Source organism: Blastocatellia bacterium (assembly GCA_035573895.1).
In the GTDB taxonomy this organism is placed as follows: Bacteria; Acidobacteriota; Blastocatellia; order HR10; family HR10; genus DATLZR01.
Window position 1 is genome coordinate 1 of record DATLZR010000077.1, and the last position, 15,586, is coordinate 15,586.

Genomic DNA, 15,586 nt, shown 5'->3' on the forward strand with positions numbered 1-15,586 from the left:
ATGCGGATGGCCTGGAGGTTCGCGCCGATCAACTGTACCCCGTAGCGCTCGAGCACACCGTTGTCGGCCAGAGCGACGGCCAGATTCAGACCGGTTTGTCCGCCAACGGTCGGCAGCAACGCATCCGGTCGCTCGCGCTCGATGATCGCCGTCAGGACCTCGACCGTGAGCGGCTCGATGTAAGTCCGATCGGCAAACTCCGGATCAGTCATGATCGTGGCCGGGTTGGAATTGACCAGGATCACAAAGTAACCTTCGCTGCGCAGGGCCTTGCAAGCTTGCGTTCCCGAATAATCAAATTCGCAGGCCTGACCAATGACAATAGGTCCGGAGCCGATGATGAGGATTTTCTCAATGTCCGTTCGCTTTGGCATCCACGTTCGTCTGTCCCGGTGTCGTCACAAACCTGAATCTTACGCTGAGCCAGCGAGAGAATGCAAGGGAAGTATCGGCTGACACCTGAAACTATTGACGTCCACGCGGGAGAGGGAACGGGACGCGAATCACTGCGCCGGAGGAGAAAAACCGAGCGTGAGGAAGACAAGAAAGATCAGCGAGTAGACGATCTCCAGTATGCCGATGCGCGTGAGATTGAGCCATCGCACCGGCCGCAGTAAAGCCCACAATGTTCGCGCAAGGATGGGCACGAAGGCGCAGAGGACGAACAGGTTCACCCGTCCGGTGACGGCCAACAGGACCAGTGCGGCGAGCAGAAACGAATGGTAGAAGAGGCACTGTCGCCACACGCTCCGCTGCGCCTCTTCCCGCCGCCGACCCGCGCTGAGCACGCGCAACTTCACATAGAAGACGGATGAGGTGAAGTAGAGAGCTGACAGAACCCACAACCAGAGAGCGGTGCTCTCCCATCGTCCCCGCGCCACGTAATAGGCCGCCGGCGCCGCCAGCGTCAATCCCGTGATGGCGAGGATTTCGCCGAGAACCGTCCGATCTTCCAGCGATTCGGCCTGTCGGAGATTGAGAAGGAGCAAAACTCCGGCCAAGAGGCCGAGCGGAACGAGGCCCAAGAGGTGATGCCAGAGAACAAGCGGGGCGCCGGTCACGAGAGCGACGGCCAGATAGAACCGAGCCAGGCGCTCCGCTTCGGGAACGCTTCGGCCTCGCTGTCGCGCCCGCCACCAGGCGACGAGAGATTCGCGGGCAATGAAAAGAGCCATGACCGATATGATCAGTAAAATCAATCGCCCCGAGACCTGTCGGGCCACCAGCATACCCAGCGCCAGCGAGACTGACACCATCGCCCATGCACCGTGCTCTTTGGGGAGTTTCCATTGTGCTCGGAGACTCATCTGCGTCCCTCCGCGAAATTCCCTGAGAGCGCAGGCATCTTACCTGCCCCTTTGGCCCATGAGTAAGGAGCCCACCGGAAGCGGGGCTCCCGCCTCTTCGACGTTCGTGGCGAGCCCGCGGGCTTCATACGAACACCTGCTCTGAGGCCCCTGACCGATGGATACGGATTGTCTCGTCTCCTCCGCATCTGGATGAGCTTTTCACTGTCGTCGGAGCCGCCCGCGCTTCATGAGAAGCTTTTCCGTCGCGCAGGCTCTCCAGCCCACGCTTCCCGCGAGATAGCCGACTGAGAAAAGTTTGTGCTCGCGCGAGGGCCCTATCTCGTCCACGCTGCTTCCAACTGCGAGGCCACCTCCTCATAGTGCGCGTGTGTCCGCAGTCCTTTGTCCTCTTCCATCCGCTCGAATGCCTGCGCGAGCGATGCTTGCGCCGAGGAATCGAGGACTTGCTCGGCCATCGGAAAGAGGACATTATCCTCTTTGAAGATGTGCTGGGTCAATAACTCGATGTACCGACGGGCGGGCGGGATGATCTCCTGTCCGGCAGCACGATCCCCTGCCGTGTAAGCTTCCACCGCACGACTGATCTGGGCGACGAGGTGGCGCCCCACTTCGTGCTCGTAGAGCATCACGCCGATCGGTCCTCCCTCGCGAGGGACGCCGTGCTCTTCGAGTGCGGGAAAGAGCATCTGTTCTTCCTTCCGGTGGTGGCAGCCGTCGGCGAAATCCCGAATGAAGGCGATCACCTGCGACAGGACATCGGGGGGAACCGCCTCGCCCCGCTCCAGCTTCCCGCAGATTCCCTCAATGGCTCTCAAGACCTTTTCGATGATCCGATGTTCGTGACTGAGAATTTCAACGGGTGTTGGCATGGTGTGTTCTCCTTTCATTGTGATCCGGCATACATTTCGAGAGACGAGAATAATCCAGGGGAGCGAGAGTGCGCCGTGACTTAGGTCACGCGCCCGGCCCGAAAAGATGCCGTTGGACCCCTCGACCGACGATCGAGGCCTGGTTCACGAGCGGACTTCAGGGCGGAGGCATGGATTTTCCGCCCCAAGCGGCATGGGCAGCCAGAGGGTGGAGAGCGACGAGAGCACATCCGGGAGCGGCCCGGGGTTCAATCTTGACGACCGAAGATCCCTATGTTAGTTTGCCGACTCTGTTGCCATCGGGGATGATGGGCTGGGAATTTCGCCGAGGAGTTTCGCCTGCGGATTCAGATGACAGAGCTGAAGAAGACACCGCTCTTTGAGCTGCACGAGGTCTTGGGAGCACGATTCGTTGACTTCGCCGGATGGTGGATGCCGGTCCAGTACACCGGGGCGATTGACGAGCATCTGGCGGTGCGCACAGCGGCCGGATTGTTCGACATCAGTCACATGGGGCGATTTGAGCTGCGGGGCCCGGATGCCCTGGCCGCGATTCAGATGCTCACGCCCAACGATGCCTCCCGGTTGCGCGACCATCAGGCCCAGTATTCAGCGCTCACGACCGAGCAGGGGACCTTCGTTGACGACATCACCGTGTATCGCGTCAGCGTGGACCATTTCATGCTCTGCGTCAACGCGGCCAATCGGGAAAAAGATTTCCGCTGGATCGCAGACCATCTTCAGGGGCGGGCGGTGGATCTCTACGATGTGAGCAGCTCCTATGCCCAGATCGCTCTTCAGGGTCCGGCCGCCGAACAGACGTTGCAGTCGCTCACCGATGTCGTCCTCAGCCGCATTCGCTACTACTGGTTCGATCAGGGGGAGGTGGCGGGGATTTCCTGTCTCATTGCCCGCATGGGGTACACCGGTGAAGATGGATTCGAACTCTACGTCCCGGCGGAATCGGTCGAATGGGTGTGGAATCGCATTCTCGATGCCGGACGGGACGTCGGTCTGAAACCCTGTGGACTGGCAGCCCGCAACACGCTTCGGTTGGAAGCTGCCATGCTGCTCTACGGCAATGACATTGATGAGACGACGACCGTACTCGAAGCCAATCTGGGCTGGATGGTGAAGTTTGACAAAGGAGAATTTCTGGGCCGCGACGCCCTCTGGCGGCAGAAACAGGAAGGTCTGCGGCGACGCCTTGTGGGTTTTGAAGTGCGCGACCGCGCACCCGCCCGCGAGGGATATCCCGTTCTCATCAACGGTCAGCCCGTCGGTCAGGTCACGTCCGGGAGCTTCGCCCCGTTTCTCAAGAAAAATATCGGATTGACCTACCTTCCAATAGAGTACACCGACGTGGGGACTCGCTTTCAGGTCCTCATCCGGCAGCGACCGGTCGAAGCGGAGGTGGTCCCCACGCCGTTTTACAAGCGGCCGAAATAGAAAATCTTGGGAGGGAAGTGAGCATGGCCAACTACCCTGAGGATTGCCTCTACACCCGCGAACACGAATGGATTCGCGTGGAAGATGATACCGGTGTGATTGGTATCACCGACTACGCGCAGGCGGCGCTCGGAGACATCGTCTATGTCGAACTGCCGAGCGTCGGCGATAGCTTCAGCCAGGCCGAGCCCTTCGGCAATGTCGAGTCGGTGAAAGCCGTGAGTGAACTGTTCATGCCCGTGAGCGGTGAGGTGATTGCCGTCAACGAGGATCTGACCGATTCGCCCGAACTCGTCAATCAGGACCCTTATGGCGACGGGTGGATGATCAAGATCACCATTAGCGATCCCGACGAGCTGGAAACGCTCATGTCGGCCAGCGAGTACGAAGAGTTCGTCAAGGAAGAAGAGAAAGGAAAATGAGCCTCCTCCGCGAGACGAAGGCCGCGCCTCAGGCACACGGTCTCCGACTCCCCACCGGTGTGCCAGGGTCGTCCCGATCCTCCGCCGAACAATGGAGTGCAGGCTCTCTGGCCTGTACGTTTCCGCAGACTCGACGGTCTGCGCTACTTTTCGGGGTTTCCGGGCGAACCCGAGGCGCTCCGAATAATTCCTCCACCCCAGCGCTCACTCCGGAGTAATCACCCATGAGATATATTCCCAATTCGGCGGAAGAACGCGCTCAGATGGTGCGAGAGATCGGACTGAGCGACGTGAGCGACCTCTTTCGCCCGATCCCGGAGAAATTTCGTCTGCGGGAACCACTTCGACTGCCGCCGGCACAGGCCGAGAGCGACGTCCTGGCGCTGTTTCGCCGCCTTGCGGCAGAGAACGCCTCGGCCGGCGAGATGACGCTTTTCCTGGGAGCGGGTGCGTATCATCACTTCATCCCGTCGCTCATTGATGCGCTGATTTCTCGCGCCGAGTTTTACACCAGCTACACGCCGTATCAGCCGGAAATCAGTCAGGGCACGCTCCAGGCGATCTTCGAGTACCAGACGCTCATCTGCCAGATCACCGGCATGGATGTTGCGAGCGCGGCACTCTACGACGGCTCGACTGCTCTGGCCGAAGCCGTGCTCATGGCCGAGCGGCTGACTGATCGCCGCCATGTCATCCTCGCCGCAACGGTTCACCCGGAATATCGGCAGGTGGTCCAGACGTACACCAAAACGCTGGGATTCGATCTGACGCTGGCCGACTATGATCGGGAAACCGGCTGCCTTGATCCCACGAGCGTTCGCCCGACACCGGACACGGCGGCCGTGGTGGTTCAATCGCCCAATTTCTTTGGAGGGATCGAGGATGTGGAGACCCTGGCCGAGCGGGCGCACGACGTGGGGGCTCTGTTGATCGTCGTCGTCACGGAACCGATCAGTCTGGGACTCCTTCGACCGCCCGGCTCCTGTGGAGCTGACATTGTTGTCGGCGAAGGTCAATCTTTCGGCGTGCCGCTCAGCTTCGGCGGTCCCTATCTCGGCCTACTGGCGACGCGAGAGAAATTCGTCCGCCAGATGCCGGGGCGGATCGTCGGGCAGGCCTTTGATCATCAAGGCCGTCGCGGTTTCGTGCTCACGCTCGCCACCCGCGAGCAGTTCATCCGTCGGGAGAAAGCCACCTCCAATATTTGCACGAGTCAGGAGCTGTGCGCTCTGATGGCGGCCATCTACCTGTGTACTCTGGGTCCGCAGGGCCTGCGCGAGGTCGCTTTCCAGAATCTTCAAAAAGCCGCCTATCTCTCCCGTCGGATCGCCCGTCTGCCCGGATTCAGCCTGCGCTTTCGTCACTCGTTTTTCAACGAATTCGTCGTCCGCACGAACCGACCGGTCAACCAGGTCCTGCGCCGTTTACAGCAGGAGAAGATCCTCGGGGGCCTGGCGCTCGGTCAGTTCTACCCCGAGCTTGGCGATTGCTTCCTCGTGTGCGTGACCGAAACCATTCCGCGCGAGGAACTCGATCGCTACGTTGCTGTCCTGGAACAGGAGACGTCTTCATCATGAGCAAGAGTCCGTCTCATGATGATGGATTGCTACGGCGCTCATACCTATGAGAAAGCCTGAGTATCATGTCACGCGAAGTGAATCGCTCATCTTCGAGCGGTCTCGACCGGGCCGTCGCGCCTACAGTTTGCCTCCTCTGGATGTCCCGGAAACGGCCCTGGAGCAGCTCATCGAGAAACGATTTCTCCGGAGCGGTCCCATCGAAGGGATGCCGGAGTTGAGCGAAGTGGATGTCGTTCGCCATTATACCCGATTGTCGCGCTGGAACTATGCGGTGGATCTCGGCCTCTATCCGCTGGGGTCCTGCACGATGAAATACAACCCCAAACTGAACGAAAAGGTGGCGCGATTCGACGGTTTCATCAATCATCACCCCTACACACCGGAGGAGCTGTCGCAAGGAAGCCTCCAGGTCATCAAATGGCTGGAAGAGTTACTCTGCGAAATCACCGGGATGAAGGCGGGAACGTTGATTCCGGCGGCCGGCGCTCATGGCGAACTGACCGGACTGATGCTCATCCGCGCCTGCCTTCAGTCTCGCGGTAATCCGCGAAAGAAGGTCCTCATCCCCGATTCCGCTCACGGAACGAATCCCGCCAGCGCCACCGTCTGCGGTTATGGCGTTCAGACCATCCGCTCGAATGAGCGCGGTCTGGTGGACGTCGAAGCCCTTCGCCGGGCAATGACTGACGAGGTCGCCGCTCTCATGCTCACCAATCCCAATACGCTCGGCCTCTTCGAAGAGGAGATCGAGGAGATCGTGCGCATCGTTCACGACGCCGGCGGACTCGTCTACATGGATGGAGCCAATTTTAATGCCTTCCTCGGCATCGCGCGTCCCGGAGATATGGGGATTGATGTCATCCACCTCAACCTGCACAAGACCTTCTCCACCCCTCATGGAGGCGGCGGACCGGGTGCGGGCCCGGTATTTGTTGGCGAGACGCTCGAACCCTTCCTCCCTGTTCCCCGTCTCGTTCGCACGACTGAGGGAACGGTGAGGCTGGATTTCGACAGGCCTCAGACCATCGGGCGCATTCGCGCCTTTTATGGGAATTTCGGCGTGCTCGTGCGCGCTCTCTGTTACATCCTGACTCTTGGAGCCGATGGTTTACGTGAAGTCGCCGAAGCCGCCGTCGTCAATGCCAACTACATCGCCCATCACTTGAAGGACACCTACGACATCCCCTATCCCGGCGGCATCATGCACGAGGTCATTTTCTCGGATAAGTGGCAGCGTCCTTATGGTGTGCGCAACGTGGATATTGCCAAGCGCCTCATTGATTATGGCTTTCATCCGCCGACGATGTCGTTTCCCCTCATTGTCCCGGGAGCGCTCATGGTGGAACCGACCGATACCGAGTGCCGCGAAGAGCTGGACCTCTTCATCGAAGCGATGAAGGCCATCGCCCGGGAATGTCGGGAGAATCCTGATCTCGTGCGTCATGCACCTCATACGACGCGCATCGGTCGGCTGGATGAAGTCACGGCAGCCCGCAAACCCGTGCTGCGCTGGCGACCGGCCGAGCCAACCTCCGGAGCCGAACAATCGCGGTAGGAGCATCGGCTCCCCCCGCCAGGCCAAACGTCCAGAGCCTTCACGCGTCCAACGCCGGGACAACACGCACGCCGGAGGCCGTGATCCGTCACTGCCTCATGTCATACTCCAGTAGATCATCCGACGGGGCCGAATTTTGATGATCAGGCTCTCGCCGAGATCCATCGCCTCGTATTGAGAATACTTCGAGCGCAGGAGCGCGATCGCTCGCCTGTGATCTTCCCCCGCCGTCACCACCTCCGCTTCTGCCGGAATGAGAACGTAGCACAAGCGACTCCAATCCTCCTCGTAGTGATCAATGAGGAGGCAGACCTGCGGATTCGCCCGGATATTTCTCACCCGCACAAGCTCATCGGGAGGAACGCGCTTGGGCTTTCGATCAACCACCGAGTAAAAGAACGTTCCATCGTAAGCGAAGCAGATGGGGACGACGTGGGGCCGACCGTCGGGACTTGCCGTCGCTAAGCGTGCGACGCGAGCCGAGCGCACGAGGGATTTCACGTCCATGCTCCTCCTCCTTTGAAAAAGACCAACAGATTTCTCCGGATTTTTCTCTCCGCGAGAATCGGTGCCATCCGCGGCTTCTTTCATCGCTATTGAGCACCGCCACGGGCCACATGGGGAAACGGCCCGCGAGACACTCTGAATGACGTGAGACTCTCCGCCAAGGGATGAAAGGTTCCAACGGATCAGTCATCGGTCGGTCCTTGTCATCCGTTTGGCAAATGCATTGTCATCCTTCGTGGCGTGCGCAAGCACATGGGCGATTCCCCAGAAAATGTGACTCAGGTTTTCCAGCCTGTGCATGGTCGCAGACTCGAAAGTTTACGCGACGGTGTGGCGAAAGACCATCTTCCCTCACCTGCAGGTGGATGCGCACTGTGTCCTGCTCCAGAGAGACGGCGGGATCTCCTCATCCAGATAGTTGACATGGCAGGCGCTTCTCGCGCAAGATACGTCGTCCTATGACTTACATCTTCGTTTCTCCCAGGACGGGTCGCATTCGAGTGGGGTGGCGAGTGACCATCTTTTTCCTCTTGCTCGCCATCGCCTTTGGCCTATTAGGATTCGCCGCCGGATTTGTCTTCATGGTCGTGAGCCGAACGCTTCCAACGGATGAGACGTTACGGGAGCAGCTCGGCACGCCAGGATATGAGCTTATCCTCTACGCCCTTCAGATTGCGGCGGCGGTGATGGCCTCGGCCATCTGTCTCCGCTGGCTGGATCGGCGTCGGCTGGGAAGTATCGGGTATCAACGACATCGCGGCTGGGGACGCGATCTCCTGCTGGGGATGGCCGTAGCGGCGGGGATGATCAGTCTCATAGTTGTGATTCAAGTTGTCTCCGGCACTCTTACTCTGCGGGTGAGCGAAGCCCTCACGACGCGTCTCAGTCACGGGGTCTGGTCGTATGCTCTCATTTTCCTCATCGCCGCTTGCTTTGAGGAGCTGGTCTTTCGGGGTTATCCGTTACAGACGCTCCTCCTGGATGTCCGCCCCGGCGTCGCCATCGCCGTCCCTTCAGTCATTTTTGGTCTGGCTCATCTGCTCAATCCGAGCTGGTCGTGGCTGGCGCTGATCAACACCATCATGGCGGGCGTGTGGCTTTCGGTGGGATATTACAAGACCCGCAGTCTGTGGTTTGTCACCGGCGCGCATTTCTCCTGGAACTTCACCATGGGAACCGTCTATGGGCTCAACGTGAGCGGCTTGCCGGACGCCGCGCGCGTGGCGCTTTTTACGGCCTCACATCAGGGACCGCAGTGGATTACCGGCGGCGACTACGGACCCGAAGGAGGAATCCTGGCCAGCATTATTCTTGTGGGGGCGACGATCTGGCTCTGGCGGGCGAACTGGCTCCGCCCGGCACCGGAATCGCTGGAGGGTCTCACTCCGGCGTCACCTGCATCCGCCATGCCCGTGACCGAGGAAAAGAACAACACCTGAGACCGTGAGAAGGTCATCCTCGGGGCCGACTGAATATTGCGAATCGTTCGCAGGGCTATTGGCTCTTTTAGAGATGAGGAGGTGAAGCTTATGACATGCCAGGACCTTTTCGCTCGCCTATCGGAATACATTGACGGAGAGCTTCCCGGAGGACTCTGCGATCAAATCGAAACGCATCTGTCGGACTGCCCACAATGCCGCGTGTTTGTTCACACATTGCGACAGACGGTGGAGATCTGTCGGCAACTCCCCTCTCGCCCTCTACCCGAAGCCCTGCGCCAAGACCTCAAACGAATGCTTCAGGCCGAACTGCGCAAGCGAGTCCGCCGATCGCGCGGATAACACTGCTTTAAGTCCCCCGGAACTGACACTATCAGCCTTTTTCCCGGCACCTTCGCTGCTGCACCCCCCACCGGCCCGAGCAAAATTTTCTGAATCCTTTCCGCGCCCTCTGGATCAAACAGAGGTGAAAGAACCACACAAAGGAGGTGACCGATTATGACACTTGAGCGATATTTGCGGTTGATTGCAGGAAGTTTCGTCCTTGCCAGCCTGCTTCTGGGCTACTATGTTAATCCCGCCTGGTTCCTCTTCACGGGCTTTGTCGCGTTGAACCTGATCCAATCGGCGTTCACGAACTGGTGCCCGATGATGACCTTCTTGCGACGGCTCGGCGTGAAATCGGAAAGCGGCAACATGATCTCCGACCGAGTGTGAGGTAACATGGCGTCTTTCGCGCCGCTCTAGAGCCTGACGCCGGGGCGTCACGCCCTATCCTGGAGGGTGGACAATGGCAGAAGAACACACATTTTCACTCGAAATGGAGCGAATCCAGGATTTCGAGTTTCACGTTCGGTTTGACTGGGACCACCTGGAGCCGCTCACGGTAGATGAACCCGAGCCCATCGGTAAAAGGAAAGGTCCGAATGCCGCTCGCTTGCTGGGAGCGGCCGTGGGAAATTGCCTGAGCGCCAGTTTATTGTTCTGCTTGCAAAAAGCTCGCCTGGATGTAAAAAGTCTGAAGACCACCGTGACCGGCTTTTTGCAAAGAAACGAACGGGGTCGGTGGCGCGTCGTGCGGCTGGATGTGTCAATCGTCGTTGACGTTCCCGGCCAAGAGCCTCAGCGCACCGGCCGATGCCTGGACATCTTTGAAGACTACTGCGTCGTCACGGCGAGCGTGAGAAAAGGAATCGAGGTTAACGTGCTCGTCCGTGATCCCCAAGGCAACATCCTGTTACAACAGGGGACTCCGGGCACGCAATTGCCGGGCGACGCACCGTGAGAACCCGTCTTTCCGTTCATCGGTAAGGAGGCAGGGACGATGAGAAATTTTTCCTCGCTGCTCAAAATAGCCGCCCTTATCACCGTTATTGTTGCCTCCGGCGGGGGCATTCCGTTGCAGTCCAGTGCACAACCGGGTCAGGAGAGCCGGATCGAAGCGGCACTCCAGCAGGCGCGGCGGATAGCCGATGAGCTGGCCGAGACGGTTCGCGGCCTTCTCTTCAAGGAACTGGAGAAAGGCGGATATGCCAGTGCCGTGCGCGTCTGCTCGGAAGTCGCACAAGACATCCCGCGCGAATTTACCGCCCGCACCGGGCATTATGTTCGCCGCGTGAGCCTCGGCTATCGCAATCCCAAAGATATTCCCGACGACTATGAGCGGCAGAAGCTCGAAGAATTCGACCGCCTCAATCGAGAGAAGAAGCTGGCGAATGAGTACTTTGAGGTCGTCCGAGAAGGCCAGCGCGACTATCTCCGGTACATGAGGCCGCTCATTGCCGGGCCGATGTGCATCACCTGTCACGGCGAGAAGGCGAACATCCCGCCGGAGGTGAAAGCGATTTTGGCCGAGAAATACCCCGACGACCGAGCAACAGGCTATCACACGGGCGACGTGCGCGGAGCCATCAGCGTGAAGATCGCCTTGCCGACGGATAAGCGATGATGAGGACGGCCCTCGCATCAATGAACAGGGCGCCTTCCCCGCCCGCGCTTTTCTCGCGGTGATTGGGGGTGTGCGTTTCAGCTTGGGGTTGAGCGCGCCGCATAGTTTCCTGGCGCTCTCGCGCTTGCGGGATGAAGTCCTGCACAATCGCGGCACGACATCGCCGCTCGAAATTGATGCGCAGGTGCGCGCCCCCCTGGTCGGCGCAGCCATCTCGTTGGCCGATCGCCGGGAGGCGGCGCCCGGCGTACCATAACGCCCTCGATCAGGCTATAATGCGTTAGCCAACAGAGGGTAGCATGGCGCGTGGACCCAAAGACGTGCGGCGGTTGATTATTCAACTGGCGACCAAACGGCAGAATCCCGGAACAGGCACCAGTTCGGAGCTGCTCCGACGGAGAACCGCTATGATCATATGGCCAGATTTGAAATACATTCTTGGGGACATTCGCTGGGCCACAGTGGGAGAAGTCGCCACTCGACACTACATGCCGGAACGTGCGACGGTGGATTTTAGATATCCTCATAGCGGCGGAAGACGCACCTGCGGCCAGGGAGCGGCCCCAACGCGCTGGCTATCAATATCTCCAGGAACTGACGGGGGGAGGCTCCGCGTGGCGATCACCCGAAGGTGTCGAAGTGGACGTCCTGGAGTCGAGCGAACCGTGGGTGACACAAGCCCTGGCTGAAGCGCAGCAGAACCTCGATCTCCAGGGCTTGCCCATATTACCCCTGCCCTATTTCGTCTTGATGAAGTTGCGATCAAGTCGAGTTCGAGATGTGGCCGATCTCGCCCAAATGCTCGGCCAGGCCGGAGAGGATCAACTCGCCGAAGTTCGGCGCGTAGTGGAAGCTTTCGAGCCCGACGCGCTGGAAGACCTTGAGAGCCTCATCATGCTGGGGCGGATGGAGACCGAGGAGCCGAAATAGTAACCTCCACCTCCAGAGCCCGGTCCGAAACGGCCTCCGGCAAGCATGGCGAAGAAGCTTCGCCAGAAGCCGATGATCACGACACCTGACATCGTCAGCGACACTGCCGTCAGGAAGGTATTTGAAAGCGCCTCTCGATCAGAGTCGTCGGCCGTGTGTCGGTCCCTCTGAAATCAGTCTGAAATCAGCCGCACGGTTCACCCGACTGCGCTCGGTCAGCGGCGAGCATGAGCGTGCGGCGGCTCGAGTCCGAACCTTTGCTGCCGAACTCGCTCGAGTCCCCGAATCTGCTGTGCGTTGCATTCGTCGCATCCGCCCGATGCGGCGTCGGCGGCGTTACCCCGCTATCGCGGCTCACTCAAAAAAATCAACGAGCAACCGGGTGTACTCCTGCGCGCGATTGAGATAAGGAAAATGCCCAGCGCCAGAGAAGATTCGCACAGCCGCGCCCGGATAGGCAGCTTTCAATTGCTCGCGCAGCCCCAACTCCACCAAAGGATCATTGTCCGACTCGATGATCATCACAGGCATCTTCGGAGTGGGCGCCGTAAACTTCTCAATAACACAATAGTAGCGCCCAACCAGTTGCGCCTTGCTCACTCGCCCGTAGCCAATCTCCCTTAGAAAGGCCAGGGTCAACTCGTCATTACCAGATGCGGGATAAATGGTTTTCTTGAAGCTATCTCGAAACACAAAAAGCACCAGCCATTCGGGCAGATAAGGCAGGATCCTACCTAATGTGCGGTTCTTTTCCGCAATCACGTCATTCGGCGGGAAAGTGTTTGATAAAACAGCACGCCGGATTCTCTCCGGATGCCTGGCTATGAGATATTGCGCGAAGTATCCGCCAAGCGAGGTGCCAACAACATTGAACTCCGCCACACCTTCCCTCTCCAGGATAGCCAAAATGCCCGCCTCTAATTCCTCCAGGCTCCATACAGGAGGATAGGTGACCGAGATGATGCGATATCGCCCCTTGAGCGCTTCTATCTGCTGCCACCAGATGTCATAAGCCCCCGTCATGCCGTGCAAAAAGAGGATCGTTTCCTGGCCCCCTCCTGTGGCGATGTATTCCCAGGCCGCACCTCCAACTTGAAGCCACTGCGGCGGATGTGCCTGGCGAAAAGTTCGGAGCGAGGTAACGATGGCAGGATTGACTCTAGCGTACAACTCATCAAATGGAGGTCTGGGCACTGGCCAGATGTAAACAGCGCTCAGCCCCGCCGCCATGAGCACCGGAATAATCCACTTCAGCCTTGAACGCATTGACTTTCTCCCCGACCCTTTCGCCTAACGGCTCGTGCTTCAGCCGCGACACCGAAGGCGGCACCGACTGGAGCGGTGGGTCATGCTGCCTGCTCCCGCAAACACTGCTCCCTTAGTTCGGTTAACGCACTGCATGTCTGCGCAGTGCTTATACGGGTGTTGGGTTTCAACCTGAAACGCGAACACACCGGAATGGTGAAGTGCTCCCCTATCCCTTTCCGATGAATGGCAAGATGAATCCCGTCTGAGCCGCGTAGTTCTCCCACTCGCTCCCAAACTTGCGAGCCAGGGCCTTCTCTTCCAGCTTCGCCCGATAGATTTCGCTGGGAAGAAACACGACAAATACACCGATTAGCCCCGGCTAGCTCCTGAGAGCAACAACAAGTGCCACAAGAGCAATCGTCATGCCAAGATATACCGGATGGGGAACAAAACGATAGGGCCCATCCCGCACCAGCACATCCAACCTCAGTTCTACTTCGCCCAGAAATGCACCTTTGATATGCACGGCGGCCCAAACGACCAGGATCATTCCCACGTACACGATAATCAATCCTGCAAGCTTCGCCACTCTTGTGGGAATTGGCAAACGCAATTCCTCCTAAGAAACTTATGAGAACGCCCCCCTGACCATGTGCGGTCGGGATTAAGCGCGAAACGCGTTCGATCCCTATACGGTCGTGTCTGAGGGGGCGAAACCGCGAAGTACGACATGCACTCCTCCACCCATTATTAGGCCCATAAGCCAAAAATTCAGGCCTCCTAGAAGGCGCACCATCACAGCCCACATTATAAATACTCCCAAGCTGGATAAAACCAATGCGTAGACAGCCGCCATTTATCAGAATCGGTCGTAGGTAGTGGCGGCCCATTTCCATAACCACGAAACCTATCCCCATGCCGATACCAAACTGAATCTTTGGACCGAAGACACTAGGGAAGAATCTGAGCTCCGGAGTACTGGATTTGATAGCCATGAAGATGGAAAACCCAAACACTGGAAGCAAGGCGCCGATCGTGCGGCGAATAGCTCCATCCAAACGCTTAGCTTGCAAGATTACAATTGAGAAGAAGGGATATCAAGATGACCACAGCGACGATCACGCCAGGGTAAAGATACTTGACAAAGAATGAAGACAACCATACTTCGATATCCTGCCTAGTCATCGCCCCCCTTCGGTTTGCTCAGCGCTCATTCATTTGCGAAGCGAATCTTGCGCTTTACTCGGCTGAATGCAGTGCCAGCTAACAGGAATCTAGACTGCCAAGATGAAACCGGCAAAGACTGCCATTTTGGCAGTCTAAACCGAACCTCGTTTCATTCTGGAACGCAACTGTATGTTGTTGCCAAAAAGCATGTAATATCCCTGAACATGAGAATCTCTCCGTCAAGTTAGACTGCAGATTCTGCAGCCTAAACTCATCCCCCAAAACACTGCATCGCTTCTCAGAGGTATCAGCCAGGCTTCGTACACGCTATCCTCCCGCTTGGTTCAAAACATGTGTGTAATCCCTCCGGTGCTGACATCCTTATGGCTAAGTAACTCCTGAATCCTCCGTCGTACTAGCGCGTCGCAAACGAACGCCAGAACATCCGGAAGTTGAGATGTCGTGCTCGGAACCGCTAGTGCATCGGATCTAGCAGCCTCAGTTTCGGCGAACTTGTGGACGAAGCTGGACTTCCCACGCACCATAACAAACGGTTCAGGAATACCACGTGAGACCGCCCCTCCGACCGTCAAATCCTCCATGGAATTCCCCCTCACCACACCTATTTGGTGAGTACTTGGTTCTTCGCAGGACGACATTCTTTGAGCACGCTCCAGAAAGTCAAGCGGGAATTTTTCACCCCCGAAAAGCCGATGCCCTGCTGTGGCAGGGAGTGTAAGCCTGTGGATTGAAGCTCTCCGGCTGCGCCCTTGAAGTGACGGCTATTAGCGTGAGGTCACCACATTCACCGGGGTCGTCCGGTACGTGATCGTGCCAACGCCCAATTGGCCATATCCATCCCAGCCCCAGCATTTGACCCCACCGCCCTCGGTCAAAGCGTAGGTGTGATTCCCACCTGCCGCAATGGCCACGACGCCGCTCCCCAGCCCAACCACGTCCACTGGCACGTTGCTGCTCGTCCTCGTCCCATCGCCCAGTTGACCAGCCCAGTTATTGCCCCAGCATTTGACTCCACCGCCCGTGGTCAGAGCACAGGTGTGATTCCCAGCAGCGATGGCCCTTACGCCACTCCCCAGCCCAAGTACATCCACGGGTGCGCTACGGTCCGTCGTCGTCCCATCACCCAGTTGACCACCCCAGT

The 15,586-nt window shown here is 58.4% G+C and carries 18 protein-coding genes; 11 read left to right on the forward strand and 7 right to left on the reverse strand.

The genetic code is table 11. The annotated features are described in order from the left end of the window. The 3 genes from carB to VNM72_07900 form a co-directional block, all read right to left on the reverse strand. Positions 1–374: carbamoyl phosphate synthase large subunit (gene carB, locus VNM72_07890; GenBank protein HXF05322.1), on the reverse strand; the 374-nt coding region annotated here is incomplete at its 3' end. 129 nt (positions 375–503) lie between these two features. After that, a complete protein-coding gene (locus VNM72_07895) occupies positions 504–1,307 on the reverse strand; it encodes a YwiC-like family protein (protein ID HXF05323.1) in 804 nt (267 codons plus the stop codon). A gap of 317 nt (positions 1,308–1,624) precedes the next feature. Then, positions 1,625–2,179 (reverse strand): hemerythrin domain-containing protein, encoded by a 555-nt coding sequence (locus tag VNM72_07900; GenBank protein ID HXF05324.1) that lies wholly within the window; start codon positions 2,177–2,179, stop codon positions 1,625–1,627. Positions 2,180–2,530: 351 nt separating this feature from the next. Here VNM72_07900 and gcvT point away from each other — a divergent pair, with 351 nt between their 5' ends. From gcvT to gcvPB, 4 genes are all read left to right on the forward strand, one after another. Further along, entirely contained in the window at positions 2,531–3,628 is a 1,098-nt protein-coding gene (gene gcvT / locus VNM72_07905; GenBank protein HXF05325.1) for a glycine cleavage system aminomethyltransferase GcvT, read from the forward strand. A 23-nt stretch (positions 3,629–3,651) separates the two neighbouring features. After that, positions 3,652–4,050, forward strand: coding sequence for a glycine cleavage system protein GcvH (gcvH, locus tag VNM72_07910; GenBank protein HXF05326.1), 399 nt, complete (start codon positions 3,652–3,654; stop codon positions 4,048–4,050). A 224-nt stretch (positions 4,051–4,274) separates the two neighbouring features. Continuing rightward, a complete protein-coding gene (gene gcvPA, locus VNM72_07915; protein ID HXF05327.1) occupies positions 4,275–5,627 on the forward strand; it encodes an aminomethyl-transferring glycine dehydrogenase subunit GcvPA in 1,353 nt (450 codons plus the stop codon). 46 nt (positions 5,628–5,673) lie between these two features. Further along, the gene (gene gcvPB, locus VNM72_07920) at positions 5,674–7,185 is read left to right on the forward strand and encodes an aminomethyl-transferring glycine dehydrogenase subunit GcvPB (protein ID HXF05328.1); all 1,512 of its coding nucleotides are present in this window, start codon (positions 5,674–5,676) and stop codon (positions 7,183–7,185) included. Positions 7,186–7,281: 96 nt separating this feature from the next. Here gcvPB and VNM72_07925 read toward each other — a convergent pair whose 3' ends face one another. Beyond that, positions 7,282–7,692 (reverse strand): TIGR03668 family PPOX class F420-dependent oxidoreductase, encoded by a 411-nt coding sequence (locus VNM72_07925; GenBank protein ID HXF05329.1) that lies wholly within the window; start codon positions 7,690–7,692, stop codon positions 7,282–7,284. A 458-nt stretch (positions 7,693–8,150) separates the two neighbouring features. Here VNM72_07925 and VNM72_07930 point away from each other — a divergent pair, with 458 nt between their 5' ends. From VNM72_07930 to VNM72_07960, 7 genes are all read left to right on the forward strand, one after another. Further along, on the forward strand, positions 8,151–9,131 hold the full coding sequence (locus VNM72_07930) for a type II CAAX endopeptidase family protein (protein HXF05330.1): 981 nt from the start codon (positions 8,151–8,153) through the stop codon (positions 9,129–9,131). 90 nt (positions 9,132–9,221) lie between these two features. Next, complete coding sequence (locus VNM72_07935; GenBank protein ID HXF05331.1) at positions 9,222–9,473, forward strand: zf-HC2 domain-containing protein; 252 nt, start codon at positions 9,222–9,224, stop codon at positions 9,471–9,473. A 156-nt stretch (positions 9,474–9,629) separates the two neighbouring features. After that, positions 9,630–9,848 (forward strand): DUF2892 domain-containing protein, encoded by a 219-nt coding sequence (locus tag VNM72_07940; GenBank protein HXF05332.1) that lies wholly within the window; start codon positions 9,630–9,632, stop codon positions 9,846–9,848. Positions 9,849–9,921: 73 nt separating this feature from the next. After that, positions 9,922–10,416, forward strand: a complete 495-nt coding sequence (locus VNM72_07945; protein ID HXF05333.1) for an OsmC family protein — start codon at positions 9,922–9,924, stop codon at positions 10,414–10,416. Positions 10,417–10,455: 39 nt separating this feature from the next. After that, positions 10,456–11,079, forward strand: a complete 624-nt coding sequence (locus VNM72_07950) for a DUF3365 domain-containing protein (GenBank protein HXF05334.1) — start codon at positions 10,456–10,458, stop codon at positions 11,077–11,079. A gap of 70 nt (positions 11,080–11,149) precedes the next feature. Then, positions 11,150–11,335 (forward strand): hypothetical protein, encoded by a 186-nt coding sequence (locus VNM72_07955; GenBank protein HXF05335.1) that lies wholly within the window; start codon positions 11,150–11,152, stop codon positions 11,333–11,335. A gap of 242 nt (positions 11,336–11,577) precedes the next feature. Next, positions 11,578–12,009 (forward strand): hypothetical protein, encoded by a 432-nt coding sequence (locus VNM72_07960; GenBank protein HXF05336.1) that lies wholly within the window; start codon positions 11,578–11,580, stop codon positions 12,007–12,009. A gap of 354 nt (positions 12,010–12,363) precedes the next feature. Here the strand turns inward: VNM72_07960 and VNM72_07965 are convergent, their stop codons facing one another. The 3 genes from VNM72_07965 to VNM72_07975 all read right to left on the reverse strand — a co-directional run. Further along, positions 12,364–13,275 (reverse strand): alpha/beta hydrolase, encoded by a 912-nt coding sequence (locus tag VNM72_07965; GenBank protein HXF05337.1) that lies wholly within the window; start codon positions 13,273–13,275, stop codon positions 12,364–12,366. Between the two features lie 361 nt (positions 13,276–13,636). Beyond that, complete coding sequence (locus VNM72_07970; protein ID HXF05338.1) at positions 13,637–13,846, reverse strand: methyltransferase; 210 nt, start codon at positions 13,844–13,846, stop codon at positions 13,637–13,639. A gap of 1,363 nt (positions 13,847–15,209) precedes the next feature. Beyond that, a partial coding sequence (locus VNM72_07975; protein HXF05339.1) for an RCC1 repeat-containing protein occupies positions 15,210–15,586 on the reverse strand: 377 nt, incomplete at its 5' end.

Coding starts and splice junctions, on each gene's coding strand:
- VNM72_07935 (HXF05331.1), top strand. CDS start 9,222: ATGACATGCCAGGACCTTTTCGCTCGCCTATCGGAATACATTGACGGA.
- VNM72_07925 (HXF05329.1), bottom strand. CDS start 7,692: ATGGACGTGAAATCCCTCGTGCGCTCGGCTCGCGTCGCACGCTTAGCG.
- VNM72_07900 (HXF05324.1), bottom strand. CDS start 2,179: ATGCCAACACCCGTTGAAATTCTCAGTCACGAACATCGGATCATCGAA.
- gcvH (HXF05326.1), top strand. CDS start 3,652: ATGGCCAACTACCCTGAGGATTGCCTCTACACCCGCGAACACGAATGG.
- gcvT (HXF05325.1), top strand. CDS start 2,531: ATGACAGAGCTGAAGAAGACACCGCTCTTTGAGCTGCACGAGGTCTTG.
- VNM72_07945 (HXF05333.1), top strand. CDS start 9,922: ATGGCAGAAGAACACACATTTTCACTCGAAATGGAGCGAATCCAGGAT.
- VNM72_07930 (HXF05330.1), top strand. CDS start 8,151: ATGACTTACATCTTCGTTTCTCCCAGGACGGGTCGCATTCGAGTGGGG.
- VNM72_07940 (HXF05332.1), top strand. CDS start 9,630: ATGACACTTGAGCGATATTTGCGGTTGATTGCAGGAAGTTTCGTCCTT.
- gcvPB (HXF05328.1), top strand. CDS start 5,674: ATGAGAAAGCCTGAGTATCATGTCACGCGAAGTGAATCGCTCATCTTC.
- VNM72_07965 (HXF05337.1), bottom strand. CDS start 13,275: ATGCGTTCAAGGCTGAAGTGGATTATTCCGGTGCTCATGGCGGCGGGG.
- VNM72_07895 (HXF05323.1), bottom strand. CDS start 1,307: ATGAGTCTCCGAGCACAATGGAAACTCCCCAAAGAGCACGGTGCATGG.
- VNM72_07950 (HXF05334.1), top strand. CDS start 10,456: ATGAGAAATTTTTCCTCGCTGCTCAAAATAGCCGCCCTTATCACCGTT.
- gcvPA (HXF05327.1), top strand. CDS start 4,275: ATGAGATATATTCCCAATTCGGCGGAAGAACGCGCTCAGATGGTGCGA.